Genomic DNA, 26,591 nt, shown 5'->3' on the forward strand with positions numbered 1-26,591 from the left:
ATGTTGCGTGTATACGCCTGCCCGTGTGGCCGCGCCCGCCCGTGCCGGGGCTCAGCTGCCGTAGACCGCGCCCCAGCGCTCGATCAGCTTCTGCTGAAGCTGCTTTGCGCGTTTGTTCCAGCTTGCCGAGCCAGGAGGGCGGGCATCGGACCGGCGGTCGATCTGGGTGCGCTTCTGATCGTTGACCGCGAAAATCGCAAAGGCCATTTCCGTGCCGTCCTGCGCTGTCATGTAGCCTGCGAGGGAACTGACGAAGTAAAGCGTGCCGGTCTTGGCCATGACCTTGATCGGGTGGGCGTCGTTGATCTTGCCATTCTCGTGACGCATGGAGATGGGCTTGAGGATCGGCTTGAGCGCCCCGGCCCGGTGCACCCGCGCAAGGGCCTGCGCCATTGCTGCCGCCGAGACCCGGCTGGCCGAGCCGAGCCCGGAGTGATCGACAAACCGCGCGCCCGACATGCCCAGCGTCTGCCTGGCGAAGGTCGACATCTCCTGCGCCGAACGGCTCAGGCTCCCCCCTGCCCCGCGCTGCGTGGCGGTTGCGGCCATCCCGACCGCCTCGGCGGTCAGGTTGTTGGAGTATTTCAGCATGTCGCGCAGGATCTCGCGCAGCGGCGCGCTCTTGTGGCTGGCCAGTACCACTCCGGTATCGGGCAGCGTCCGCACCTGTTTGCCCGGCTTCACGGCAATCCCGTGGGCGCGCGCGAAGGTCGCAAACACCTCGGCGGCATAGGCCTCGGGCTTGCGCACCGGCAACCAGCGCGCCCCGCCCTTGCCCAGCGCCTTGCTGGCGACGGTCCAGGCGTCATGGTCGCCCTTGTCGGCATAGGTATAGACCGGCATCTCGCGGGCGGCGACGCTCATCCGGGCGACACGCACCTCCGGCCGGTACTTGGCCGAGCGCGCATCCATCGTGACCGCATAGCCATTGCCGCTGCGCTTCCATTCGAAATGCACGCGGTTGAAATTCAGGTTGAGGCCCGAGACCGTCGGATTATACGCCACATGGTCGGGCTGATCGCGGTCGATCTCGGCCACGCTGGGTAGGGCACCGCCATAGGGGCGGATCGTTCCCCGGATTTCTCGTACGCCCGCCGCCTTGAGCTTGCGCGCCAGATCGGCCAGCGCATCGGTATCGAGCGTGGGATCGCCGCCGCCGGCGAGGATCAGATCTCCCTTGATCACTCCGCCCTGTACCGCCGAGGCAGCGATGAGGCGGGTCTCAAACCGATATCCGGCCCCGAGCCGGTGCAGCGCATAAAGCGCGGTCACAGCCTTGGTCACGCTGGCGGGCGGCTGACCGGAGCGGCCGTCACTCTCTTCCAGCACCCGGCCCGATGTCACATCGACGACCGAGAAGCCCACGCGCCCGCCAAGCTGGGCCTGAGCAATCAGCGCCTCCGCCCCGGCCGCTTTCGGCTTGATACTGGCAGCCGTCGCCGCCGCACCGGAGGGCCGCGCCATCGGGCGCAGAGACACCTTGGGCGCTTCGGCAAAAAGCGCCGTCGCCGTACCGGAAAGAAGTCCGCTCAGAAAAAGGCGGCGGGAAAAGGGCTTCGTCATGGTTCAGAATTACCCTCAGCTTTGGCGTGGGGCAATCAGGAATTGCGCCCCGCCCTGATCACTTTTTCGCCGGATCCGATGACTGTCCCGGCCACGCCCCGGACTGGCGCAGCCGGGTCGAGGATATATCGCGCATCGGCACATTCACAAAGCACCAGGCCGGCGTCGCACGATGCGCCAGAAGCTGGCTCATCCGCCCCGGCAGGCGGGCGTGTTCGAAGACTTTTGCCGCCTTGGAGGTGCGCGCCAGCGTGCGTTTGCCGGGCCGTGCGAGGATGCCCACCGGCACGCGCGCCATGATCTTCTGCCAATCCTGCCAGTGATGGAACTGCGCCAGATTGTCGGCCCCCATCAGCCAGACAAAGCGCACGCCCGGGCGCGCGGCCTGAAGAGCGGCCAGCGTCTCGGCGGTATAGCGCGTGCCGACCTGGGCCTCGAAATCGCTGATCTCGATCCTGGGATCGCCCTGCACCAGCGCCCGCGCCGCCGCCATGCGCCGCGCCAGTGGCGCGGGGCCGCGCTCTTTCAGCGGGTTGCCGGGGCTGACCAGCCACCACAGGCGATCCAGCCCGAACCGCTTGAGCGCTTCCTGGCTGATATGCAGATGCCCTGCATGCGGCGGATCGAACGATCCGCCCAGAAGGCCGATCACCTGACCGGCCCGCGCCATCGGCAAGGAGGAGTGCGGCACGAGAAAACCCTTTAAAATCCGAAGCATTTTCTATCGGCTTCAGTGGCTCTGCGCTACTGATTTTTAAGCGCGGCGGTTTCATATGCGCAGGGAGTGGACAACAAGGACCGCCCCGACGTGACCCGCGCTGAGAAACGCCAGCCCCCAGGACCGCCCGTGCACAATTGCTGGGACGCATGCCAGGTGCGCGGTACGGCATTCGGGTTGATGCTTGAACGGATGCGCGACGGGATCGTGCTTCAGGACATGTCGGCCCGGATCGAATGGGCGAATCCGGCCTGTGAGGCCATGTTCGGCTGGACCTTGCGGGAGATGCAGGGGCGCAAGCCGCAGGATTTTCTGCTGCCGCCGGACAAGCGCCCCGGCCCCGAGGCGATCGCCGCCTTCCGCTTTGATCCCGAGCGGTCGCTTTTCTCGCAACTGACGGTCACCGAACATATCCGTCGGGATGGAACGCGGTTCTGGAACCAGCAGAGTTTTTCGATCATCGACATGGGGCCCAAGGACACCGACAAAAAGGTGGTGATCACCTGCCGCGACGTGACCGAACAGGTACGTAACGAGCAGCGCCTCGGGACGGCCCGGGCCGAGCTGGAACATGCGGCCTATCACGATGCGCTGACCGGGCTGGCCAATCGCAAACGGCTTGGGGATTTCATGCAGAGCGCCCGGGTCAGAGCCGAGATCGCGCGGGGGCGGCTCGGGGTTTTGCAGGTGGATATCGACAAGTTCAAGGATATCAACGACACGTTCGGCCACGCCGCGGGTGACAGAACGCTGCGCCACGTCGCTGCGGCCCTGTGCGCCACCATTAGCGAGGCGGAGCTGGCCTGCCGCACGGGCGGCGACGAGTTTCTGCTGATCCTGCCCGAAACCCCGTCCAAGGCCGCGCTGCTGGAGCGTGCCGAAGCGTTGCAAAAGGCGATCCGCGCACCTCTGACGATCGGCGCGCGCGGGATTCACGTCAGTGTCTCGGTCGGGGCCAGCCTGCCCGACCCGTGTGAGGTGACCGACACGGAGGCGCTGTTGCACATGGCTGATCAGGCGCTCTATGCCGCCAAGGACCAGGGGCGCGACCGGATCGTGTTTTATGACGCGCATCTGGGGCGCCGCTTGCAGGCAGAGCAGCTTCTGGCACGCGACCTTGCCAAGGCCGTGACGGACTGCGAATTCGGTATCTTCCTGCAACCTCAGCTTGACCTGACCCGGACCTGCATCAGCGGGTTCGAAGCCCTGCTGCGCTGGCATCACCCGATCCGCGGCATCCTGCCTCCGGCAGAATTTCTGATGGCCGCAGAGAAGAACGGCTGCCTTGCGGATATCGACTATATGTCCATGAACCTCGCGCTGGATGCGCTGGCCACGCTGCGGCGGGAGGGATTCAGCGATCTGTCCATGTCGATCAATGTGTCCAGCTCGATCCTTGCGGATGTGAACTATCCGGGGTTGCTGGACTGGGCGATGCAATCGCGCGGCATTCCGCCCGACCGGATCTGTATCGAAATCCTGGAGACCACCATACTCGACCAAGACGGGCTGGACGTGATGACGGCGGTGGACCGGCTCAAGCGGCTTGGCGTGCGGGTGGCACTGGACGATTTCGGCACAGGCTATGCCGGGCTGGCGCATATGTCCGCGTTCGACATCGATGCGATCAAGCTCGACCGTTCGATGATCGCGCGCCTGGAGGAGGATCCGCGCAACCGGATGATCGTACGCTCGATCATCCGCCTTTGCCGACTGCTCGATGTCGCCGTGGTGGCCGAAGGCGTGGAAACCGGCGGCCAGCTCGACATTCTCCGGCGCAGTCAATGCCCGATGATCCAGGGCTATGGTCTGGCACGTCCTATGCCCGTGAGCGAGGCCATCGCGTGGATGCATGAGATGCGGGCGTCCCCGCACCCGCCCTTTCTGGGCCTCCCGGAGAGCAGTGCATCGGATGAGGGCCCCAACCTGCGGGCCTGACCTGTTCGGCCCCTTCGGGGGACCCGCCTCTCCGCCGCGCGGTCCTGAGCGCGTGTCAGGGTGATTGCCCTCGGGGCTGCACTTGTCTATCTGGTCTCTCAACAACCCTTTCCAAGGAGCGAGAGCCATGGCCGCTTATCAATATGTCTATCACATGCAAGGCGTCTCAAAGACCTATCCGGGCGGCAAGAAGTGTTTTGAAAACATTCACCTGAGCTTTCTGCCCGGGGTGAAGATCGGGGTTGTCGGCGTCAACGGCGCCGGTAAATCGACGCTGATGAAGATCATGGCCGGGCTCGACACGGATTACACCGGCGAGGCCTGGGCCGCCGAAGGGGCCAAGGTCGGCTATCTGCCGCAGGAGCCGCAGCTCGACGAGAGCCTGAACGTGCGCGAGAACGTCATGCTGGGTGTGGCCGAGAAGAAAGGCAAGCTGGACCGGTTCAACGAACTCGCGATGAATTACTCGGACGAGACTGCCGACGAGATGGCCGCCCTGCAGGACCAGATCGACAGCGAGAACCTGTGGGATCTGGACAGCCAGATCGACGTGGCCATGGAGGCGCTGCGCTGCCCGCCGGACGAGGCGGATGTAAGCACCCTTTCAGGCGGGGAAAAGCGCCGTGTGGCGCTGTGCAAGCTGCTGCTGGAAGCGCCCGACATGCTCCTCCTCGATGAGCCGACCAACCACCTTGACGCCGAGACGATCGCCTGGCTGCAACAGCACCTGATCGACTACAAAGGCACGATCCTGATCGTCACCCACGACCGGTATTTCCTGGATGACATCACCGGCTGGATCCTGGAACTCGACCGCGGGCGCGGCATTCCTTACGAGGGCAACTATTCCAGCTGGCTCGAGCAAAAGGCCAAGCGCCTGGAGCAGGAGGCGCGCGAGGACAAATCCAAGCAGAAGACGCTGGAACGCGAGCTGGAATGGATGCGCCAGGGCCAGAAGGCCCGGCAGGCCAAGCAGAAGGCCCGGATCAACGCCTATAACGAACTGGCCAGCCAGTCCGAACGCGAGAAGATCAGCCGCGCGCAGATCGTCATCCCCAACGGTCCGCGCCTTGGCTCGAAGGTGATCGAGGTGACGGGGCTGAAGAAAGCGATGGGCGACAAGCTGTTGATCGAGGATCTGACGTTCTCGCTGCCGCCCGGCGGAATCGTCGGCGTGATCGGCCCCAACGGCGCGGGTAAATCGACGCTGTTCAAGATGCTGACCGGGCAGGAACAGCCCGACGCGGGCGAGATCAGCTATGGCGACACGGTGGAGCTGTCTTATGTCGACCAGTCGCGCGATGACCTGAAGGATGGCGATACCGTCTGGGAGGCGATCACCGGCGGGGCCGAGATCATCCAGCTGGGCGATGCGCAGGTGAACAGCCGCGCCTATTGCTCGTCCTTCAACTTCAAGGGCGGGGACCAGCAGAAGAAAGTGTCGCTTCTGTCAGGCGGGGAACGCAACCGGGTCCACATGGCGCGGCTTCTGAAAGAGGGCGGCAACGTGCTCCTGCTCGACGAGCCGACCAACGATCTGGACGTGGAGACGCTGCGCGCCCTGGAAGACGCGCTGGTGGATTTTGCCGGGTGTGCCGTGGTGATTTCACACGACCGCTTCTTCCTCGACCGGATCTGTACGCATATCCTGGCCTTCGAAGGTGAGGCGCATGTGGAATGGTTCGAGGGCAACTTCGAGGATTACGAGGAAGACAAGAAGCGGCGGCTGGGGGCCGATGCGCTGGAGCCGAAGCGGTTGAAGCATAAGAAGTTTGTGCGGTGACTGTGTTGCCGTTGGCATGAAAGTGAGCAGTGCGCGGCAGCGCATGCAGAGCATTCGCCTGCGCACCCCTTTCGCTTTTCCTTGCTTTAGCTTGAGTTCCGCCATTGGCTCATTGTCGCCACCCCTCCTCTGGGGCTGAGCAACGTCCCGCCAAAAACAACCTCAAGATGCATTAATACTTGCATCAATCCACTTTTGCCTTAACACTCGCCTCACGAAATAGACCTATCCTTGCCCCATTCCTGCCCCAATTGCGGCATTAACCTTGCTGCAAGCTGACACACCTGGGAGGGTTCAGACCATGGCACCGATTGCGCTTGTTCTTGGCGGATTTTTCGGCACCTTTTCGGCGCTGATCGGCTGGGTGGTGTTCGGGCTCAGCCTTTGGGGCGCCGTACAGCTTTATTTCGTCACCGGTCTGGCCGTCGCGGCAGCGCTGATCGTGCTGACCCTGCTGCGCCCGCGCAAGGCGGAGACCCGCAGCAAGACACGCGCGCTGCAACAGGCTTGATCCTCCGGCCACAGCGCCAAAAAATCGCACCTCAAACACTTCACCAGATTTTGATTTTGCCCTTATATCATGGCAGATTATGCCTGTCTGTACGTTAGAAGGGAACATAACGCATGATTAATCGCCGCACACTTTTGGCATCTGGCGCGGCCGCTGCCGCCCTGCCTGCTGCCGCACAAGCATTTGAAGTCGCAGACAAATACAAACCGCAGGACGTGCAGATCAGCACGGCTTACGAATCCGGGCAAATCCTGATTCTGCCGCGCGCGCATTTCCTCTATCTGATCACCGAGCCGGGTGTCGCCCGCCGCTATGGCGTGGGCGTGGGCAAGGCCGGGCTGGAATTTACCGGCAAGGCCGAAATCGGGGCCAAGAAGAAATGGCCGACCTGGCGCCCCACCAACGAGATGATCGAGCGTGAGCCGCGCACCTATGCCAAGTTTGTCGATAATGACTATGTGCAACCGGGCGGCCCGGGCAACCCTCTGGGCGCGCGCGCGCTGTATCTTTTCCAGAAAGGGCGCGACACGTATTTCCGCATTCACGGCACCACCGCGCCGCGTTCCATCGGCCGCTCGGTCTCGAACGGCTGCATCCGCATGATCAATGACCATGTGATTGACCTTTACGAGCGGGTCCCGATGGGCACGGCCGTGACCGTCCTCTGACACGCGGCATTCCGCCGATCCGACAGCCAGACGGGCAGCTTTCCAAGGGCTGCCCGTTTTTTTGTTATGCGAGAAAGACTTGAAAAAATCGTCCAACCCTGTCATATGACCGCTGCGACGTTACCACTATCGACTATCTGCTCCTCTAACGGCTCAGTCCTCGATCTTGCACTGACTTAGCCGAGCTGCCGCACTTACGCGGGCAGCACAACCTGTAGGAGATACGGATATGGCCAATGGCACCGTAAAATGGTTCAACACGACAAAAGGGTATGGCTTCATCGCCCCCGAAGGCGGCGGCAAGGATGTGTTTGTGCACATCTCGGCTGTTGAGCGTTCGGGTCTGACCGGCCTCGCCGACAATCAGAAAGTGACCTTCGACATCGAAGCCGGCCGCGACGGCCGTGAAGCTGCGACGAACCTCGTCCTGGCGTAAGCCAAGCGTCACGAACTTCGGGAAAGGCCTCCGGTTTCGGGGGCCTTTTTCATTGCGCGCTGTCGACCAGTTCCAGCACCGCAGGCCCCAGTGCGGCCACGATCAGGCGCACCCCTTCGGCATTGGGATGAATGCCGTCGCCCTGGAAATAGGGTAGGAAGCTCTGAGGTGTGCCGTCGCCCAGGCCAGCGAAGAAAGACGGGTACAGCGCCACGCCATAATCTGCGGCCAGGTCCGGATAGATCGCGTCGAACGCCGACTTGAACTCCGCCCCGTAATTGCCCGACGCCTGCATCCCCACCAGCAGAACAGGCACGTCGCGCTCCGCTGTGCTGTCAAGGATGCGTTCCAGATTGGCGCGGGTCACCGCAGGGTCGATCCCGCGCAGAAGGTCATTGCCGCCCAGCGTCAGGATCATCGCATCGATGTCGGGCGTCAGGCTCCAGTCGATGCGCGCGGCCCCGCCCGCCGTGGTGTCGCCCGAGACACCGCCATTGATCAGCCGCACCTCGGCTCCCTGCCCGCGCAGCCAGCCCTCTAGCTGCGGCACCAGCCCGTCTTCTGCAGGCAGGCCATAGCCCTGGGTCAGGCTGTCGCCGAAGGCCAGCACCGTGATCTCCTCGCCCCAGGCGGGGATAGACAGAAACCAAAACAGCACCAATGCCTTGCCCCACATGGAGGCCACCCCATATGTGAGGGAGGCTTTCGCCAGACGGGCAATATTCATGACCTCTCCGATCCTCTCTCTCGACGCCGCTGCCCTGTCACTCAGGGGCAATGCGGGGCCCGTGGAGATACTTAAGGGCATCTCGCTCGATGTCCATAAGGGCGAGACGGTGGGTCTGATCGGCCCGTCTGGTTCGGGCAAATCTTCGCTGCTGATGCTGATGGGCGGGCTGGAGCGGGCCACGGGCGGCACGGTGGAGCTTTTGGGCCAGGATCTGGCGCAGATGTCCGAGGATGCGCTGGCCCGGCTCCGGCGGGATCATGTGGGCGTGGTGTTTCAGAGCTTTCACCTGATCCCGACGATGACCGCGCTTGAGAATGTGGCCACACCGCTGGAACTGGCGGGGGACCGGGACGCGTTTGACCGGGCCGCCGAAGAGCTGGAGGCGGTGGGCCTCGGGCACCGGATGGATCATTACCCGGCGCAATTGTCGGGCGGAGAACAGCAACGCGTCGCTCTGGCGCGCGCGGCGGCCCCCCGGCCCGATCTGGTGCTGGCCGATGAGCCGACGGGCAATCTGGACAGCGCCAATGGGGCGGCGATTGTGGAGCTTTTGTTCGATCTCAGCACGCGGCATGGCGCAACGCTGGTGCTGGTGACGCATGACCCGACCCTTGCCGGGCGCTGCGACCGGGTGATCACCCTGCATGACGGGACGATCGCGGCATGAGCCTTGCGAGCCTGCGGCAAGCGACCCGGCTGGCGCGGCGCGAACTGCGCGGCGGCGTCAGGGGGTTCCGCATCTTCCTGATCTGCGTGATTCTGGGCGTCGCGGCCATCGCTGCCGTGGGCACGATGCGCGACAGTATCCAGGCCGGGCTGGCCCAACAGGGCGCGGCCCTTCTGGGGGGCGATGCCGAACTGGAGCTGACCTATCGTTTTGCCGATGAGACCGAGCGCGCCTGGATGGCGCAGCGGGCTGTCGCGCTGTCCGAACTCGCGGATTTCCGATCCATGGCCGTGGTGGGCGAGACCCGCGCTCTGACCCAGGTGAAAGCGGTGGATGCAGCCTATCCGCTGGTGGGACAGGTCGTGCTGGAGCCTGCGATACCGCTTGATCAGGCACTGGCGGGGGATGGCGCGGTACTGGATCCGGTGCTGATCGCCCAGCTTGGGATCGAGGTGGGGGACCGTTTCACCCTGGGCACGAAAGAGATCACCCTGCGCGCCGCGCTGATCCGCGAGCCGGACAATGCCACGGCGGGTTTCGCCCTTGGCCCGCGCACGCTGCTGAAGCGTGAGACGCTGGAAGGGTCGGGCCTGTTGCAGCCCGGCACGCTCTTTTCCACCCATTACCGCATGACGCTGCCGGATGGCACAGACCTTGCGGCCCTTCAGTCCGAGGCCGAAACGCAGTTTGAAAACAGCGGGATGCGCTGGCGCGATGCGCGCAATGGCGCGCCGGGTGTGGCGAGTTTCGTGGACCGGCTGGGCGCGTTTCTCGTGCTTGTGGGCCTCTCGGGGCTGGCAGTGGGCGGCGTGGGGATTTCGGCGGCGCTGCGCGGGTATCTGGCGGGCAAGACCCGCACCATCGCGACCCTGCGCACATTAGGGGCAAGCCGAAGGGTGATCTTTCTGACCTATCTGATCCAGGTGACCGCGCTTGGCGCTGTGGGCATTGTGCTTGGGTTGCTGGTCGGTGTGGGCGGCGTGCTGCTGTTCAGCCCGCTGATCGAGGCGCGCCTGCCGGTGCCGGCGAGCTTTGCCATCTATCCCGCCCCAATGCTGGAGGCCGCGCTCTACTCCGCACTGACCGTGCTGATCTTCACCCTCTGGCCGCTTGCGCGGACCGAGGATGTGCGCGCCGCGACGCTCTTTCGCGATGCCTTGACCGAGGCCCCGTCCCTGCCCCGGGCAGCTTATCTGCTGGCGACGCTTGCGCTGCTCGGGCTGCTTCTGGCGGCGGCGGCATGGTTTTCTCAGACCCTGACGCTCACCCTGTGGACGGCGGGCGGGATCGCGCTGGCGCTTGTCCTGCTCACCCTCGCCGCAAAGCTGGTGCAGGCACTGGCCCGCCGGTTCCGTCGGCTGGGACGGCATCGCCCGGCGCTGGCCTGGGCCCTGGGGGCCATCGGCGGGCCCGGGACGACAGCGGGGCCGGTGATGCTCTCGCTCGGGCTGGGGCTGAGCGTGCTGGCCACCGTGGGCCAGATCGACGGCAATCTGCGGGGGGCCATTGCCCGCGATCTGCCGGAACAGGCTCCGTCCTTCTTCTTTGTCGATCTGCAAAAGGACCAGATGCCGGGGTTTCTGGAACGGGTTGAAGGCGATGACGCGGTCACCCGCGTGGACCGCGCCCCGATGCTGCGCGGGATCATCACCCAGATCAACGGCCGCCCTGCGCGCGAGGTGGCGGGCGATCACTGGGTGCTCGATGGCGACCGGGGGATCAGCTATGCCGCCACGGTACCAAGCCGCACGACCCTGACGGATGGGGAATGGTGGGCAGAGGAGTACTCCGGCCCGCCGCAACTCAGCTTTGCCGCCGAGGAGGCCGCGGAGATGGGGCTGTCCCTGGGCGACGCCATTACCGTCAACATCCTGGGCCGCGACATCACGGCGACGCTGACCTCACTGCGCGAGGTGGATTTTTCGACGGCGGGCATGGGATTTATCATGCTGATGAACCCCAGCGCCCTGGAGGGCGCGCCGCATTCCTTCATCGCCACCGTCTATGCCGGTGCCGAGGCCGAAGCGGCCCTGCTCAGGGATGTGAGCAGCACCTTTCCCAATGTCACGGCGATCCGGGTGCGTGATGCGATTGACCGGGTGTCGGACCTGCTGAGCGGGCTTGCCTCGGCGGTGGCCTGGGGCGCGTCAGTGACGTTGCTGACCGGTTTTGCCGTTCTGATTGGTGCGAGTGCGGCAGATCAGAGCACGCGCACATATGAGGCCGCCATTCTGAAAACGCTGGGTGCGAGCCGCCGCCGCATCCTGCGAAGCCTGGCCCTGCGGGCGATCCTTCTCGGGGCCGTGGCGGGGGTGGTGGCGCTGGCCACCGGGCTTCTGGGGGGCTGGGCCGTGAACCGGTATATCTTCGAGACCGACTTCGAGGTGATCTGGCCCTCGGCCCTGTCCATCATTGCCGCGGGCATTGCGGTGACGCTGCTGGCGGGGCTGGCCTTTGCCTGGGGGCCGCTGACCGCGCGCCCGGCGGCGATATTGCGCGCGCGTGACTGAGAACAGCCCTTCACGCGGTTGAACGCCGTGCCCGGGGATGGCATGACCCGGGCGAGTTGCCGACAGATCGAGGAGTGTCGCCATGACCGACAATCTGCCCATCCCGTTGACCGCACCTCTGAGCCAGGCGCAGCAGACCAGCCTGATCAACCTGGTGCGCCGGGCCGCAAAGGCCGAGATCCTTCCGCGGTTTCGCAATCTGGAGTCGGGCGAGGTTACTGCCAAATCCACGCGGTTCGACCTTGTGACCGAGGCCGATACGGGGGCCGAAGCGATCCTCGCACGGGGGGTGCAACAGATGTTTCCCCATGCGCTTATCGTTGGCGAAGAAGCCGCGAGCGCCGATCCGGAGCTGCGCGCCAGGATCGCCGAAGCCGAGCTGTGCTTTCTGATCGACCCGCTTGACGGCACCTGGAATTTCGCCAACGGGCTGAGCCTGTTTGGCGTGATCATCGCTGTCACCCGTTTCGGCAAACCTGTGCTTGGGTTGCTTTATGATCCGGTGATGGATGACTGGATCATCGCGGACGAGACCACACCGGCCCGCTTTGCCCGCCATATCGGGGTCAGCCGGGCGTTGTCCGTGTCGCGGGGGGCGCCGCTGAGCGAGATGTCCGGCTTCATTCACATGTATCTGATGCCGCAGGACATTCAGGAGCTGATCGCCGGAACCCTGCCGGATTTCGCACGCACCCAGGTGCTGCGCTGTTCCTGCCATGAATACCGCACGCTGGCGCGGGGCAGCATGGATTTCTGCCTTTCGGGTATGATGACGCCCTGGGATCACGCGGCTGGGGTACTGATCTGCCAACAGGCGGGCGGACATGTGGCGATGCTGGATGGCAGCGACTACAACGCGTCTGTGACCGAGGGCTATTTGCTGGCCGCCCCGGACGAGGAAAGCTGGACCCGGCTGCGCGATCGGTTCGATTTTCTGCTTTCGTGAAACTTTCGTAAAATTCCTTAACGTCTGGTTAACCTTACCTGCGCTCGGGGCGGGAATCGGTTACGTTGCGTCAAGAAAGGATGGAAACCCGTGGCAGATCATTCGCGCAAAGAGACAGGCAAAGGCGAGCATTCAACGCTGTCCGAGACCGACCGGAACGCGGCGATTGACCGGCTTTACGATGTCGCGCTGGATCCGGCGCGCTATGAGGCGCTGCTTGACCATTGGGAAACCGCCATCCGGCCCCTGCGCGAGCATGCCGATTTCGAGGCGCCCCGCCTTCTGGACGACCCGCTGATTGCCGGGCATTTCGACCGGGCCAGCGCCTTTCTGGACCGGGTGGACACCTCGACCAAGGTGGATGAGATCGAAAGCATCCTGGCCCCGTTCGACCGGGTGGCGGCCTTTGTGATGGATGCCGAACAATCCATGCGCGCCGTGAACGATGCCGCACGCACCCATCTGGGGCTCAAAACAGGTGCCCGCCTGAGCGACCTGCCAATCAACCCCGAAGATATCGAGGCGGTACGCCGCACCCTGCGCTCCGTGCTTTCGGACAGCCCGGAAAACACGGCGATCCTGCGGGTGCGTTCGGCCCAGAAAGGCCAGTTCACGGTGCTGCGGCTACAGCTCTGCGCCACCGCCGACGGTCAGAAACTGGTGCTGGCGGCTTCCAACGAGGTGGGCTGGCCCGAGGGGTTCCGCGATATTCTGCGCCAGGCTTTCGGGCTGACCGCGGCAGAGGCCGATGTGGTGCGCGCGCTGGTGGAATGCGGCAGCCTTGCCGAGATTGCCGAGCAGCGCAGCCGCTCGCTCGATACCATCCGCGCACAGGTGAAATCGATCCTGTCCAAGACCGAAACGCACAGCCAGGTGGAACTGGTCCGCCTCGCGCTTTCGATGATGGACATCATGAGCCTGACGCTCAATGCCGCCCCTGGCCCGCGTGTTGTCAGCCGGGGCTATGGCAAGCTGGAGGAACGGGAGTTCAAATCTCTCGTTTCTGCTGACGGGCGGCGGCATGACTACCTCGTGCTGGGCGAACCGACGGGCACACCGCTGCTGTTTCTGCCGCTGGATTATGGCTTGGTGCGCTGGCCTGCCCCGGCCGAGGCCGACGCCGCGCGGCGCGGGATACGGATCATCGTGCCGGTCCGCCCCGGGTATGGCCTGTCCGACCCGGTCCAAAAGAACGACGATTACGACAGGGCGCTGCTGGCCGATATTTTCGCCGTGCTCGATGCCGAACGGGTAAAGCGCTGCCCGGTGATCAGCCTTGGCGGTGACAGCTATTACGGCTTCCAGCTTGCCCTGCAACACCCGGACCGGATCAGCGCGCTGATCGGCTGTGCCGGGGTGCTGCCGCTGACCCGGCGTGAGCAGTTCGAGCGGATGGAGAAATGGCACCGGTTCATCCTGGCCGGTGCGAAATACACGCCACATCTGTTGCCCTTCATGGTCAAGGCCGGGTTCCTGCTTGCCCGCAAGATCGGCAAACGCGGCTTTGTGCACGCGGTCTATGGTCAGTGCCCCGCGGATGTGGAGACCTTCGAAAACCCCGATGTCTTCGAAGCGATGGTGACCGGCTCGGAAGTGGCCCTGTCGGAGGATCATATCGCCCATGCCGCTTTCTCGATGCAGATCCTGGGGCGCCAGCGCACCGACTGGTCCGAGGATCTCGACAAACTGAAGGGCCGCCTGCCCGTGATTTTCATGAACGGCCTTCAGGACCCCCAGATTCCCGAGGCGACCCTGCGCGATTTTCAGCGCGATCACGCCTGGATCGATTACCGTGAATATGACGATGCCGGACAGTTGGTATTTTTCCGGCACTGGCGCGATGCGCTGGAGTGTGTGACGCCCTTTCTTGGCAATTAAAATGTGTTTTACCCCATACGGGGTATGACGCTGATTTTTGAACCGGCTAATTTTGAATCATTAGAAGACGAGTATTTTGAAATGTCTGAATTTATTGAGTTTTTACGGGCTTATCCGGAGACGCTCCAAACCATCGGTGTCGTCGGGTTCTTGACCTATATTATCGGGTTCAAGTTGGTCCAGACAGGGCATTTATGCGGGAACGGGGTTGGCTTTGCGCTGACCAATGTGATCGCGGCGTGTCTTGTTCTTGTCTCGCTGGTGGGGGCGTTCAACCTGGCGTCCTTCCTGATCCAGGTGAGCTATATTTTGATCGGTCTTTACGGGATCGGCATGCGGCTGGCCAAGGCCCGGCGCACCCAACCCGGCAGAGACCTGGAGATTTTAGCATGAAAGCCTTTTCGATAAGGATCTTTCAGTAGCAAAGCCAAAGCGGCCCCGGTTTTATCGGGGCCGCCTTTATGCTCAAAGACGGAATTGACTGCGATGACAGAGCTTCTGACACTGTTGGAGGCCCCTCCGCTCAGCCCGCTGCAATGGATCGGCGTCGTGGGGTTTGCCATTTACATGCTGGGTTTCCTGCTGGTGCAGACCGGGCATATGGACGGCAATGGCATGCTGTTTCCGGGCTCGAAGGTCATCGCGGCCCTCTGCGTGATGTGCAGCCTGACAGAGGCGTTCAACCTGGCCACGCTGCTGGTGCAGATCAGCTTTGTCGTGATCGGCACCTATGGCGTGGCGGCCCGCCTGCTGCGCCTGCGCTCAGCCAGACGGCAGGCCGCAATCAGGTTTCATCCCGAGCGCCGGACGGCGGATCGCAGAACGCTCAGCCGCGGCGTCGGAACGGACAGCACCGCTATTCCGCTGCCTCTGCATACTCCTCCATCGGCGGGCATGTGCACACCAGGTGGCGATCTCCATAGACATTGTCCACCCGGTTGACCGGCGGCCAGTATTTGTCCACCCGGAACGCCCCCGGCGGGAAACAGGCCTGTTCACGGCTATAGGGCCGGTCCCAGTCGCGTACGAGGTCTTCCATCGTGTGCGGCGCGTTTTTCAGCGGGTTATTCTCAGGGTCGATCCGGCCTTCCTCGATGTCGCGGATCTCTTCGCGGATCGAAAGCATCGCATCGCAGAACCGGTCAAGCTCGGCCTTGGTTTCGGACTCGGTCGGCTCGACCATCAGGGTGCCCGCCACGGGCCAGCTCATCGTGGGTGCGTGAAACCCGTTGTCGATCAGGCGCTTGGCAATGTCATCCACCGTCACACCGGCACTTTTCTCGAACGGGCGCGTATCCAGGATACACTCATGCGCCACCCGGCCATTCGTGCCGCGATAGAGCACGTCATAGGCCCCTTCCAGCCGCTCGGCGATATAATTGGCGTTGAGGATCGCGACCCGCGTCGCCTGGGTCAGCCCCTCGCCCCCCATCAGAAGCGTATAGGCCCAGGAAATCGGCAGGATCGAAGGCGAGCCGAAGGGGGCCGCAGACACCGGTCCCTCGCCGCCGCCGGTCATCGGATGACCCGGCAGGAAGGGTGCCAGATGCGCCTTGACCCCGATCGGCCCCATCCCGGGCCCGCCGCCGCCATGCGGGATGCAGAAGGTCTTGTGCAGGTTGAGGTGGCTCACGTCGCCGCCGACATCACCGGGGCGGGCCAGCCCCACCATCGCGTTGAGGTTGGCCCCGTCGATATAGACCTGCCCGCCATGGTCATGCACGATTTTGGTGACATCCTTGACGATATCCTCAAACACCCCGTGCGTGGACGGATAGGTGATCATGCAGCCCGCCAGGTTGTCGGCATGCTGTTCGGCCTTGGCGCGGAAATCGTCCAGATCGATATTGCCATTCTCAGCCGATTTCACCGGCACCACCTTCCAGCCGACCATCTGTGCGCTGGCGGGGTTGGTGCCATGGGCGCTCATCGGGATCAGGCAGATATTGCGGTGCCCTTCCCCGCGCGACCGGTGATAGGCCGCGATGGTCAGCAGCCCCGCATATTCGCCCTGCGCGCCCGAATTGGGCTGCATCGAGAGCGCGTCATAGCCGGTGATCGTACAGAGCTTGGCCGACAGATCGTCGATCATCTCCTTGTAACCCAGCGCCTGGTCGGCGGGGCAGAACGGGTGCAGGCGGGAAAACTCGCGCCAGCTGACCGGCATCATCTCGGCCGCTGAATTGAGCTTCATCGTGCAGGAGCCAAGCGGGATCATGGCCCGATCCAGCGCCAGATCCCGGTCCGCGAGGCGCCGCATATAGCGCATCATCTCGGTCTCGGCCCGGTTCATATGGAAGATCGGGTGGGTCAGATAGTCCGTCTTGCGGTGCATATCTGCGGGGATGCGGTATTCAGGCGCGAAATCGTCATCCGCGCGCGCGATCCCGAAAGCGCGCCAGACCGCCTCGATATTCTTCGGGCGCGTTGCCTCGTCCAGGGTGATGCCGATCCGGCGTTCCCCCACCTTGCGCAGGTTCACCCCTTCATCCACCGCCGATTTGAGCACGGCCGCCTGCAGCGGGCCCACATCCACGGTGACCGTGTCGAAAAACACCTTCGGGTCCACCTTGAACCCCGCCGTTTCCAGCCCCTTGGCCAGACGGACGGTTTTCCGGTGGATGCGCTGCGCGATGGCCTTGAGCCCCTTGGGCCCGTGAAACACCGCATACATGGACGCCATCACCGCCAGCAGCGCCTGCGCCGTGCAGACATTGGAGGTGGCCTTTTCGCGGCGGATATGCTGCTCGCGGGTTTGCAGGCTGAGCCGGTAGGCGCGGTTGCCATGGGCGTCGACACTGACCCCCACGATGCGCCCCGGCATGGCGCGCTTGTAGTCGTCCCGACAGGCCATATAGGCCGCGTGCGGGCCGCCATAGCCCATCGGGACGCCGAACCGCTGGGTCGAGCCCACGGCGATATCGGCACCCATCTCTCCGGGTTCTTTCAACAGCGTCAGGCTGAGCGGATCGGCAGAGATGATGCCAATGGCCTGATGTTCGTGCAGCCTGGCGATATGGTCGGTGAAATCGCGCACATGACCATAAGTGCCGGGATACTGGAACAGCGCGCCGAAGACTTTCGAGGCGTCCATCTTGTCGGGATTGCCGACGATGACCTTGATGCCCAGCGGGGCCGCCCGGGTCTTGACCAGCGCAATGTTCTGCGGGTGGCAGTCGCGATCCACGAAAAACGCGGTGGCCTTGGATTTGGCGACACGCTGCGCCATGGTCATCGCCTCGGCGCAGGCCGTGGCCTCGTCCAGAAGCGAGGCATTGGCGATATCGAGCCCGGTGAGATCGGTCACCATGGTCTGGAAGTTCAGGAGCGCCTCAAGCCGGCCCTGACTGATCTCGGGCTGGTAGGGGGTGTAGGAGGTGTACCAGGCCGGGTTCTCCAGGATGTTGCGCTGGATCGCAGGGGGGGTGACCGTGCCGTGATAGCCCTGGCCGATCATGCTGACCAGCACCTTGTTCTTGGCCGCGGTGACACGCATGAAATGCATCAGTTCACGCTCGGATTTTGGCTTGCCGAAATTGAGCGGTTCAGCCTGACGGATGCCCTTGGGCACGGTCTCGTCGATCAGCTGTTCGAGCGACGCAACCCCGAGCCGGTCCAGCATCTGCGCCATCTCCTCGGGCGATGGGCCGATATGGCGGCGGTTGGCAAAATCGTAGGGCAAGTAATCGGTTGGCTCAAAAGGCATGATAATCCTCCCGTTCCAGGGGGCCGGACCCTCCGCCCGCACCCGCCTTCATCTTTCCAAAAATACTCCCGCCGGAGGCATGTCGCCCCAAAGATTTTTCGTACGAAAAATCTTCTGCCCGGTGACAGCTGTTACGCGATGAAGTCCTTGTAGGCGGCTTCATCCATGTAGTCGTCCATCTGGCTGGCGTCGCTCGCCTTGATCTTGAAGAACCACCCGTCGCCGATCGGGTCTTCATTGACCTTGCCGGGCTCATCCGCCAGCGCCTCGTTCACCTCGACGATCTCGCCGTCAATCGGCGCCAGGATGTCCGAGGCGGCCTTAACCGACTCGATCACCACGATCTCGTCATCCTTGGCCACTTCCGTCCCGACCTCGGGCAGTTCGACGAAGACGATATCGCCCAGCTGTTCGCTCGCATGCTCGGTGATCCCGACGACGATCACGCCATCCTCTTCGCGCAGCCATTCATGTTCTTCGGTGTACTTCATCTGTCACTCCCTCGATGATCAGCGTTTGAAATTGGCAGGGGTAAAGGGCATGGGCGCCACGCGCAGCGGCTGGCGTTTGCCGCGCACCTCTCCGTAAAGCAGGGTGCCGTCAGCAGCCAGCGCCGCGGGCACATAGCCCATGGACATCGGCCCTTCGATGGTTGGCCCGAACGCGCCGGATGTGACCCGGCCCACCGGTGTGCCGCCCGTCTCGGCCTCGTAAATTTCGGTGCCTTCGCGCATCGGCGCGCGGCCTTCGGGGCGCAACCCGACCCGCAGTCTCGCAGGGCCGTTTTCCAGCTCGTCCAAAATACGATCTGCCCCGGGAAAGCCGCCCGCACGATCGCCACCCGCGCGGCGCACCTTCTGGATCGCCCAGCTCAGCGCTGCCTCCACCGGGCTTGTGCCCGTGTCGATATCATTCCCATAGAGGCACAGCCCGCCTTCAAGCCGCAGGCTGTCACGCGCGCCAAGGCCGATGGGTTCCACATCCTCATGCGCCAGAAGGCGGCGGGCGAGCGCCTCGGCATGGGTCGCATGTACAGAAATCTCGTACCCGTCCTCGCCCGTATAGCCAGAGCGCGACACCCAAAGCTCGCCGAATTCCGAAGTGAAAATCCCGATATCCATGAATTTCATGATGTCACAGCCCTGCGCGATCGGGTCGAGCACCTGCACCGCCGCCGGGCCCTGCAACGCCAGCAACGCGCGGTCGGTGACCTCTTCGATTTCGCTGTTGGGCATGTTCGCGCGCATATGGGCGATGTCTTGGGCCTTGCAGGCGGCATTGACCACGACGAACATCTCGTCGCCGCGATGGGCGATCATGAGGTCATCCATGATCCCGCCTGCGTCATTGGTGAACACCCCGTAGCGCTGCCGCTTCTCACCGAGGCCCAGCAGGTTCACAGGCACCAACGCCTCCATTTCCTGGGCCGCCCCGGCATAGCCCAGCGCATGGCGCACCACCACCTGCCCCATATGGCTGACGTCGAAAAGCCCCGCCTTGGCCCGCGTGTGCAGATGCTCTTTCATCACGCCCAGCGGATATTGCACCGGCATCTCATAGCCGGCGAAAGGCACCATCTTGGCCCCCAGCTCCACATGCAGGTCATAAAGCGGCGTTCGGCGCAGCGTGTCGCTCATCGGGCTCTCCCAATTTGCGCCAGCTTGATCTCAAAAAACATCAATCCGGCATCGGTTTCACGCAGGCGGATGCGCTGCGCCACGATGCCCCCTCTGTCCTTTCGCCTGAGATCGCTATCCCTTCGGCGGCCCGGTCCTGGCCCGGGCTCTCTCCAGAGCTTTCACTGATCCGTTCGGTCCCTTTTGCCTGAGAGTTTCCGGGGCGGTTGCTCCTTCGGCATCGGCGGTTGCCGATTCTCCCGAACTGATCACGGTGTACGCTAGTATACGCTTTGCGCGCGATCAACCCCGATCTGTGCCGGTGCGCAGGGGCCGCGTGCTGTGGCAGCTGGGCATGACGAACAGCTCAAGCAGGGCCGTGTTGCCGCAGACGAGATTGTCGAGCGTTTCCTTGTCGAGACGGTTGTAGAACGCCTCGAGCGCTTCCTTGAGCGTCAGCCGCAACCGGCACCCCTTGACCAGCGGGCAGGTATTGTCGCCATCGGCGAAGCATTCCAGATTGTGCTGTTCTGACTCAAACTCACGGAAAATGTCGCCGATCACGATCTCGGCCATCGGCCTGGCCAGGGTAAACCCGCCACTGCGGCCCCGCTGCGTGTAGAGGTACCCGAGCTGCGCCAGCTTGTAGATCACTTGTGCCAGATGGCTCTCTGAGGTGTTGCACTTCTCCGCAACCATCGCCTTTGTCACCAAGACGCCCTCGTGCGCCCCGCAGAACATCAGAACGCGCATCGCGATATTCGTTCTTTTGGTGATGCGCATGATCAAACCTCGTGCATGGAGCAGCAGGCGTTTGCATTTGATCTGAGCGACAGAATCGGATGAAAACACATGGAGCAGGTCGCGCTTAGACGTGATAGTGACGCCAATCTACCCCATGAGACATGACATTTGTCAATTTTCTGCGGAATGATGCTTAAAAAACATAGGTATTTCTTTGGCTACGGCAGCCTCGTCAACCGCGACACACACGCGTTCCAAGGCGCGTATCCGGCGCAGCTGAGCGGCTGGAGACGGGTCTGGCGGCACACCAAACTGCGCGAGGTGGCCTATCTCACCGTGGTGCCCGACGCGACCGCCGAGATCGACGGGCTGATCGCCGAGGTGCCCGATGATGACTGGGCCGCGCTCGATATCCGCGAAGGCGCCTATGACAGGGTGGATGCCGCGCACCAGGTGGCCCACCCTCTGCCGCACCGGCCCCAGATCGCCGTCTATGCGATCCCGGACGGCAAGCACGGGGCGCCAACCACCTCGGGGCCCGTGCTGCTGAGTTACATCGACGTGGTTGTGCAGGGCTATCTGCGAGAGTTCGGCGAAGACGGCGCCCGGCGCTTCTTTGAAACCACCTTGGGGTGGGATGCCCCGATCCTGCGGGACCGCGACGCGCCGCTCTACCCCCGGCATTGTCGGCTGAGCAAGGCTGAAACCGGTTTCGTCGATGCGCAGCTGGAAGCGCTGGAGGTCCGGTTCATCACCCGCAGATAATGCCGCGCGCGCCCTCGCAACTTGTGGGCGCGCCGACGCACCTACACTCGCGCCCATATCCGGCAACGGCACGACCCTGCCCCCGAAGCACTTGAAATATGATATTTTTTTTGAAAGGCTGCGACGAAGCTTTAGATAAAAGCTGGAACGCGACTAAACAAAAAGAGACCTCCCCAAAATGCAATTCAATTACTTCGGCGGCAACCAGGCCTTTCTGAACGACGCTTTCTTCCAGCCCACGGGCGAGTTAGAGCTTACAATTCTCAGCTTCTCGCCAACACAAGCCATCGTGATCCAACCGAGCACAGGGGACGTCACCACTTTCAACGGAACGAATTTCGCCATTGATGCGAATGAAGACCCGACTTCGGGGACCATCACAAGCATCACGTTTTCCACCGGCGGCACCACCACCGCGACACTTACCGATATCAACTGGAGCCTTGTCGAATTCATTTCGGCCCTCGATGCGGCCGGGTTCGAGAACCTTGGCCCAGCCATCACGCTGTTCAGCAAATCCAGCAGTTTCGGCTTCGATGCCTCAGGGGCGACGGACGGGGCCGACATGGGGCTGGATTTTCTGGACTTCCTGCCGCAGGTGAATGCGACCGGGACGATCATCGGCAGCCCGTTTGACGACAATCTCGTCGGCACTGCCGTCAATGACAGCATCAACCCCGGCGCCAATAACGGCAACGATTTCATGGTCGCGACGACCGGCAACGACACCTACGATTTCGGGGATGCGGACGCCGACAGCTTCTACACCGTGGATTACAGCTTCATCAACGGCGCGCGCACCTTCAACATCAACGCCGTCAACGCCACCGCATCGGTTTCCGGCTCGGGTGGCACGGATACCTTTATCAACATCGCGTCGTCGCTCACCTCGGAGCTGGGCGGCATGCAGTTCCACGGCAGCACCGCCAACGATACGTTCAACGTCACCAATGAGCTCGGCAGCTGGGTCAACCTGAATGGCGGACAAGGGGTCGATACCTACAACCTCACCCTGCCGTCAGGCAGCCTGATGCGCGTGTCCTTCAACGAGACCCCGAACAACACCCCGACGCAGGCCGTTGTGGTCAACCTGGCAACCGGTGTGGTCAGCAATGACGGGCACGGCAATACCGAGCAGATCAACGTGACCGGTCAGGGGTCGGTCGAAATCCGCGGCAGCAATTTCAACGATGTGCTGACCGGATCGAGCCGAAATGACAGTTTCATCACCGACCTGGGCAACGACACGGTCAATGGCGGTGCCGGGTTCGACCGCGTACGCTATGACCGCAGCGGTCTGGAAACGGTGACGGTTGACCTGCAAAACAACGTGGCCACCGGTGTCTGGGCGGGGCAGAACTTCACCGATAGCCTGACCAGCATCGAAAGCGTCCGGGGATCGCGCAGCGGCAATGATACGCTGCTCGGCTCGGGGGCCAATGAGATGCTGGACGGCCGCGGCGGCAACGACAGCCTGTCAGGGCGCGATGGCAACGACACGCTGATCGGCGGCGGTGGCAATGACATCCTGGAAGGTGGCAACGGCACCGACCGGGCCGTGTTCGACGTGGAGCTCAGCTTTGTCACCTTCACCGAGCTGAACGGCGGTCAGATCCTCGTCTCCTCGGCCGAGGGCAATGACACGGTTTCGTCGGTTGAACTCTTCGAGTTCACGGATGCCACCCTGACCCAGGCCGACGTGATCGCCCTCGCCAATTCCGGCGGGCCGGGCATCACGCAGGTCGGCAATGACGGCAACGATACATTCGGAGGCTCCAGCGGCGACGATGTCATCGCAGGCGGCGGCGGCAATGACAGCCTGAGCGGCGGGTTGGGCAGTGACAACATCGCCGGCTCGGTAGGCGACGATACGGTTGACGGAGGGTTCGGCAACGACAATCTCGGCGGCGGCGAAGGCAACGACAGCGTTCTGGGCAGCTTCAACAATGACACGATCGGCGGCGGCTTCGGCAATGACTTCGTCGATGGCGGCGGCGGCAATGACGAAATGTCCGGCGGCGCGGGGGATGACACGGTCGTCGGCGGCACCGGCGACGACACCATCGCGGGCAGCTTTGGCAAGGACAGTGTGCTTGGCAATGACGGCAATGACAGCCTCGGCGGCGGCACCGGCCAGGATACGCTTGTGGGCGAAGCCGGAGATGACAGCCTCGGCGGCGGAGAAGGCGACGACCAGATCAGGGGCGGCGCGGGCAATGACTTCCTGGCCGGCGGCGGGCGCAACGACTCGATCAACGGCGGCGCGGGCAATGACGAGATCAACGGCGGCAAGGGGGATGACACCATGACCGGCGGGACGGGCGACGATGTGTTCATCTTCACCGAGTTCTTCTCGGGCGAAGTGGATGTCATCACCGACTGGACCGATGGAGAGGACAAGCTCCGCATGACCGGGATCGAAAACGCCCCCGGCAGCGGGTTGCAGGGCCGTGTCGACGCCCTGAATCCAACCGCCGTCGCCAACGGGGTCGAGCTGACTTATGAAGGGCAAAAGATCATCCTTCAGGGCGCTTCGCTGAGTGATATCGGGGTTGAGGATTTCATCTTTATCTGACGGCCCTGCCCCGGCACGTTCCGGCTGAACCAGACCGGCCCGCCCTGTTCGACGAATGGGGCGGGCCGTTTGTTTATTGCCATCAGCGGCGATTGTGGAACAGCTGCATCAACCGCGACTGGCGCTGGAAGGGCTGCGGCGCCTCGGGCCGGGCCGCCTCATCCATGACCCGTAGCGTCAGCCGCCAGGCCAGCACCCCGAACAGCACCCCGCCAAGCGCCTGCCCGATCAGCACCCCCGTCGCGCCAAAGGCATATGCCCCCGCCAGAACAAAGGGGATCGTCCCCAGCGTGTGCCGCCCCCAGTTCATCCAGGTGGAGAGGAACGGGCGGCCGAGATTGTTGAATGCGGCATTGGCCACAAAGAGCACCCCGTTGAAGAAATACATCAGCGCCAGCGGGCCGCAGAAAAGATAGATCAACTCCCGGGTGATACCGTCCGCTTCGAAAAGCCAGGCAATCGGGCCGCGCAGACCAAACAAAAGAGCCGCCACAGCGGCGATGTAAAGCCCGGTGAACAGCAGTGCTGCGTTGAATGCGCCGCGCAGGCGCGCGCGGTCCCCGGCCCCGAAATTCTGACCGATGATCGGTCCCACGGCCCCGGAAAGCGCGAAGATCACCGCGAAGGCCAGCGGGGTGAGCCGCCCGACAATCGCCATACCGGCCACGGCGGCCTCGCCATACTCCGCCATGGCCCGGGTCACATAGGCCTGCCCCACCGGCGTGGCCAGCTGGGTCAGTATAGCGGGCACCGCAATCGCCAGGATGGGCCGCAGATCGCGGGCGAACGCCGCCGCACCCGGCCGGGCGAACCCGCCATAATGCCGCAGGATCGGACGCAGCGCGACCACCGCGATGGCCACCCGGGCCGCCACACTGGCCAACGCCGCGCCGGTCAGCTCCAAGCCCAGCCCGAAGATCAGGATCGGGTCGAGTATCGCGTTGACCAACCCGCCGATGATCGTGGCCCACATGGCGCGCTGCGCATCCCCATGAGCCCGCAGGATCGCCCCGCCGATCATCCCCACCACCAGCAGCGGCAGGCTGGGCACGATGATGGCGAGGTAATGCACCGCCAGCGCCGCCGTCTCGCCCCTGGCCCCCAGAAGGGCAACCAGATCAGCCAGATTGAGCCAGACAAACACCGCGAAAAGCGCGCTGAAGACGACACCCCAGACAAGCGAGGTGGTGGCCCTCTCCCGGGCGGCCTCCGTCTCTCCTGCGCCCAGCGACCGGGCCGCGAGCGCGCCCGTGGTGATCGCCATGCCGATCCCGAAGGAGGTGGTGAAAAACAGGATCGCCCCGGCATAGCCCACCGCCGCGGCAAGCTCGGCCTTGCCCAGCATCGAAATGAACAGCATATCGATGAAATCGACCGCAAAAACCGCCATGAGCCCGACCGACCCGGTCAGGGACATGACACTGACATGGGCAAAAAGATTGCCCGTCAGGAATTTGGCCTTGTCTTGCGCCATCTGACCCTCATCGCGTGATCGCGCAGGATGGCCCGAAGCGGCGCCATCCGCAACCGCGAAAAGCCTGGCGCTGGACCTTGCGACACAACTCGCCCATGGTGAGGCAAGGAGATCTCTGATGTTCAAGACCCGCCCGGTCCGCCTGCCTTTCGTGTTTCTGATGCGCCTGAGCCGCAAGCTCTGGGTTCGCGTCGCGCTGATGGCCGCGCTGGCGCTGGTCTCGGCCCTGGCGACAACGCTGTTCGAGGATTTGCTGCCGATTGGTCTGCGCAACCGCTTTGCCCCTGATGCGGCGCTGCCGGTGCTGACGATCCTCGCCTCTGGGATGCTCGCGGTCAGCACGTTTTCGCTGAATGTCATGGTCGCGGCCTTTCGCGCCGCCGCTGATCAGGCCACCCCGCGGGCACATCGTATCCTGCTCAATGACACCACGACGCAATCGGTGCTGGCGGTGTTCATCGGCGCGTTCGTCTATAGCCTGAGCGCGATCCTGCTGCTCAAGGCCGGGCTGCATGGCAACGGATCGGTGGTGATCCTGATGGGGGTGACCGCGCTGATCGTGGTGCTGGTGATCGTCGCCATGGTGCGCTGGATCGACCATCTGAGCGACCTGGGCAGCCTTGATGCGACACTCCGCCTGATCGAGGCCGAGACCCGCGCCGGTCTGGTCCAGACCCGTGCCTGCCCCGGCCTCGCCGCGCGGGTGCTGAGCAGCGACACCGTCATCCCCGCCAACGCAGAGGCGCTCAGAGCGCCGAAATCCGGCTATCTTCAGGTCATCGACCTGGCCAAGATCACCGGCTGCCTGCCCGGCCCTGCCGCGCATCTCTATCTCACCGTGGCGCCGGGAACCTTCGTGCTCGAAGGGCAAAGGATCGGCCATGTCACCGGACTGGACGCATCCGCGCTCAAAACCGTGCAGGCCGCGCTGGTGATCGGCGAGGAACGCACATTCGAACAGGACGCCACGTTCGGGCTGCTGATCCTGTCGGAAACCGGCTCGCGCGCCCTGTCGCCGGGCATCAATGACCCGGGCACGGCCATCGACGTGATCGCACGGCTGGAGCGGCTGCTCTGGCACTGGGGCCGCACTGCACCAAAAGATATCCCGTTCCAACACCCGCAGATCTACCTGCCCAGGCTGGACCCCGGGAGCCTGATCGAAAACGCGTTTTCGGGCGTTGCCCGGGATGGGGCGGGACAGATCGAAGTGGTGAAACGCCTGCTCGGCGCGCTGACGGCCCTGCAGCAGAGCCCGGATAGCGAACTCAGCGCCGCCGCCGAGGACATGGCCGACCTCGCGCGTGCCTATGCTGCAAGAGCGTTGCCGCTTGAGCGTGAAAAAGCCCAGATCAGCGCGTGA

22 protein-coding genes and 2 riboswitches are annotated in these 26,591 nt (G+C 63.6%); of the genes, 14 read left to right on the forward strand and 8 right to left on the reverse strand.

All coding sequences use genetic code 11. The annotated features are described in order from the left end of the window. Positions 1 to 51 precede the first annotated feature (51 nt). Together dacB and EI983_RS13605 are read right to left on the reverse strand one after the other, a co-directional pair. Positions 52 to 1,563 carry a D-alanyl-D-alanine carboxypeptidase/D-alanyl-D-alanine endopeptidase gene (dacB, locus tag EI983_RS13600; protein WP_157707909.1) on the reverse strand — a complete coding sequence of 504 codons (1,512 nt, stop codon included), beginning with the start codon at positions 1,561 to 1,563 and terminating at the stop codon, positions 52 to 54. Between the two features lie 58 nt (positions 1,564 to 1,621). After that, positions 1,622 to 2,233: a nicotinate-nucleotide adenylyltransferase gene (locus EI983_RS13605; protein WP_246162414.1), complete on the reverse strand. Its 612-nt coding sequence runs from the start codon at positions 2,231 to 2,233 to the stop codon at positions 1,622 to 1,624. Positions 2,234 to 2,371: 138 nt separating this feature from the next. On the opposite strand from EI983_RS13605, the gene EI983_RS19470 reads away from it, so the two are divergent. The 5 genes from EI983_RS19470 to EI983_RS13630 all read left to right on the forward strand — a co-directional run bounded on the left by EI983_RS19470 (position 2,372) and on the right by EI983_RS13630 (position 7,617). Further along, positions 2,372 to 4,219 carry a putative bifunctional diguanylate cyclase/phosphodiesterase gene (locus EI983_RS19470; protein WP_198389301.1) on the forward strand — a complete coding sequence of 616 codons (1,848 nt, stop codon included), beginning with the start codon at positions 2,372 to 2,374 and terminating at the stop codon, positions 4,217 to 4,219. A gap of 127 nt (positions 4,220 to 4,346) precedes the next feature. After that, the gene (ettA, locus tag EI983_RS13615; protein ID WP_157707912.1) at positions 4,347 to 6,002 is read left to right on the forward strand and encodes an energy-dependent translational throttle protein EttA; all 1,656 of its coding nucleotides are present in this window, start codon (positions 4,347 to 4,349) and stop codon (positions 6,000 to 6,002) included. 301 nt (positions 6,003 to 6,303) lie between these two features. Further along, the gene (locus EI983_RS13620; RefSeq protein WP_157707913.1) at positions 6,304 to 6,513 is read left to right on the forward strand and encodes a hypothetical protein; all 210 of its coding nucleotides are present in this window, start codon (positions 6,304 to 6,306) and stop codon (positions 6,511 to 6,513) included. 113 nt (positions 6,514 to 6,626) lie between these two features. Continuing rightward, a complete protein-coding gene (locus EI983_RS13625) occupies positions 6,627 to 7,181 on the forward strand; it encodes a L,D-transpeptidase (protein ID WP_157707914.1) in 555 nt (184 codons plus the stop codon). Positions 7,182 to 7,410: 229 nt separating this feature from the next. After that, complete coding sequence (locus tag EI983_RS13630; protein ID WP_157707915.1) at positions 7,411 to 7,617, forward strand: cold-shock protein; 207 nt, start codon at positions 7,411 to 7,413, stop codon at positions 7,615 to 7,617. Between the two features lie 49 nt (positions 7,618 to 7,666). Here EI983_RS13630 and EI983_RS13635 read toward each other — a convergent pair whose 3' ends face one another. Next, on the reverse strand, positions 7,667 to 8,344 hold the full coding sequence (locus EI983_RS13635; RefSeq protein ID WP_157707916.1) for an arylesterase: 678 nt from the start codon (positions 8,342 to 8,344) through the stop codon (positions 7,667 to 7,669). Here EI983_RS13635 and EI983_RS13640 point away from each other — a divergent pair. The 6 genes from EI983_RS13640 to EI983_RS13665 all read left to right on the forward strand — a co-directional run bounded on the left by EI983_RS13640 (position 8,343) and on the right by EI983_RS13665 (position 15,290). After that, a complete protein-coding gene (locus tag EI983_RS13640; RefSeq protein ID WP_157707917.1) occupies positions 8,343 to 9,014 on the forward strand; it encodes an ABC transporter ATP-binding protein in 672 nt (223 codons plus the stop codon). The genes EI983_RS13635 and EI983_RS13640 overlap by 2 nt on opposite strands. Beyond that, complete coding sequence (locus EI983_RS13645) at positions 9,011 to 11,524, forward strand: ABC transporter permease (RefSeq protein WP_157707918.1); 2,514 nt, start codon at positions 9,011 to 9,013, stop codon at positions 11,522 to 11,524. The genes EI983_RS13640 and EI983_RS13645 overlap by 4 nt, the downstream gene beginning before the upstream one ends. 82 nt (positions 11,525 to 11,606) lie before the next feature. Continuing rightward, the gene (locus EI983_RS13650; protein ID WP_157707919.1) at positions 11,607 to 12,470 is read left to right on the forward strand and encodes an inositol monophosphatase family protein; all 864 of its coding nucleotides are present in this window, start codon (positions 11,607 to 11,609) and stop codon (positions 12,468 to 12,470) included. Positions 12,471 to 12,560: 90 nt separating this feature from the next. After that, complete coding sequence (locus EI983_RS13655) at positions 12,561 to 14,348, forward strand: bifunctional helix-turn-helix transcriptional regulator/alpha/beta hydrolase (protein ID WP_157707920.1); 1,788 nt, start codon at positions 12,561 to 12,563, stop codon at positions 14,346 to 14,348. A gap of 24 nt (positions 14,349 to 14,372) precedes the next feature. Beyond that, complete coding sequence (locus EI983_RS13660) at positions 14,373 to 14,741, forward strand: CBU_0592 family membrane protein (RefSeq protein WP_157707921.1); 369 nt, start codon at positions 14,373 to 14,375, stop codon at positions 14,739 to 14,741. 93 nt (positions 14,742 to 14,834) lie between these two features. Then, on the forward strand, positions 14,835 to 15,290 hold the full coding sequence (locus tag EI983_RS13665) for a CBU_0592 family membrane protein (RefSeq protein ID WP_157707922.1): 456 nt from the start codon (positions 14,835 to 14,837) through the stop codon (positions 15,288 to 15,290). Here the strand turns inward: EI983_RS13665 and gcvP are convergent. The 4 genes from gcvP to EI983_RS13685 all read right to left on the reverse strand — a co-directional run bounded on the left by gcvP (position 15,205) and on the right by EI983_RS13685 (position 20,453). Next, complete coding sequence (gene gcvP / locus EI983_RS13670; protein ID WP_157707923.1) at positions 15,205 to 18,054, reverse strand: aminomethyl-transferring glycine dehydrogenase; 2,850 nt, start codon at positions 18,052 to 18,054, stop codon at positions 15,205 to 15,207. The two genes, EI983_RS13665 and gcvP, sit on opposite strands and share 86 nt — an antisense overlap. Positions 18,055 to 18,185: 131 nt before the next feature. Continuing rightward, a complete protein-coding gene (gene gcvH / locus EI983_RS13675; RefSeq protein WP_157707924.1) occupies positions 18,186 to 18,545 on the reverse strand; it encodes a glycine cleavage system protein GcvH in 360 nt (119 codons plus the stop codon). An 18-nt stretch (positions 18,546 to 18,563) separates the two neighbouring features. Continuing rightward, a complete protein-coding gene (gcvT, locus tag EI983_RS13680; protein WP_157707925.1) occupies positions 18,564 to 19,691 on the reverse strand; it encodes a glycine cleavage system aminomethyltransferase GcvT in 1,128 nt (375 codons plus the stop codon). Between the two features lie 83 nt (positions 19,692 to 19,774). Further along, positions 19,775 to 19,855, reverse strand: a riboswitch (glycine riboswitch). Continuing rightward, positions 19,856 to 19,943, reverse strand: a riboswitch (glycine riboswitch). 30 nt (positions 19,944 to 19,973) lie between these two features. Next, on the reverse strand, positions 19,974 to 20,453 hold the full coding sequence (locus tag EI983_RS13685; protein WP_157707926.1) for an RrF2 family transcriptional regulator: 480 nt from the start codon (positions 20,451 to 20,453) through the stop codon (positions 19,974 to 19,976). Between the two features lie 150 nt (positions 20,454 to 20,603). Between EI983_RS13685 and EI983_RS13690 the strand changes: the two genes are divergently transcribed. Next, positions 20,604 to 21,179, forward strand: a complete 576-nt coding sequence (locus tag EI983_RS13690; protein ID WP_198389302.1) for a gamma-glutamylcyclotransferase family protein — start codon at positions 20,604 to 20,606, stop codon at positions 21,177 to 21,179. A gap of 178 nt (positions 21,180 to 21,357) precedes the next feature. Next, positions 21,358 to 23,754, forward strand: a complete 2,397-nt coding sequence (locus tag EI983_RS13695; protein ID WP_157707928.1) for a calcium-binding protein — start codon at positions 21,358 to 21,360, stop codon at positions 23,752 to 23,754. An 82-nt stretch (positions 23,755 to 23,836) separates the two neighbouring features. Here the strand turns inward: EI983_RS13695 and EI983_RS13700 are convergent, their stop codons facing one another. Continuing rightward, complete coding sequence (locus tag EI983_RS13700) at positions 23,837 to 25,228, reverse strand: MATE family efflux transporter (protein WP_157707929.1); 1,392 nt, start codon at positions 25,226 to 25,228, stop codon at positions 23,837 to 23,839. Positions 25,229 to 25,346: 118 nt separating this feature from the next. Here EI983_RS13700 and EI983_RS13705 point away from each other — a divergent pair, with 118 nt between their 5' ends. Next, positions 25,347 to 26,591 (forward strand): DUF2254 domain-containing protein, encoded by a 1,245-nt coding sequence (locus tag EI983_RS13705; protein WP_157707930.1) that lies wholly within the window; start codon positions 25,347 to 25,349, stop codon positions 26,589 to 26,591.

Origin of the sequence: Roseovarius faecimaris (genome assembly GCF_009762325.1) — a bacterium.
GTDB classification, from domain to species: Bacteria; Pseudomonadota; Alphaproteobacteria; order Rhodobacterales; family Rhodobacteraceae; genus Roseovarius; species Roseovarius faecimaris.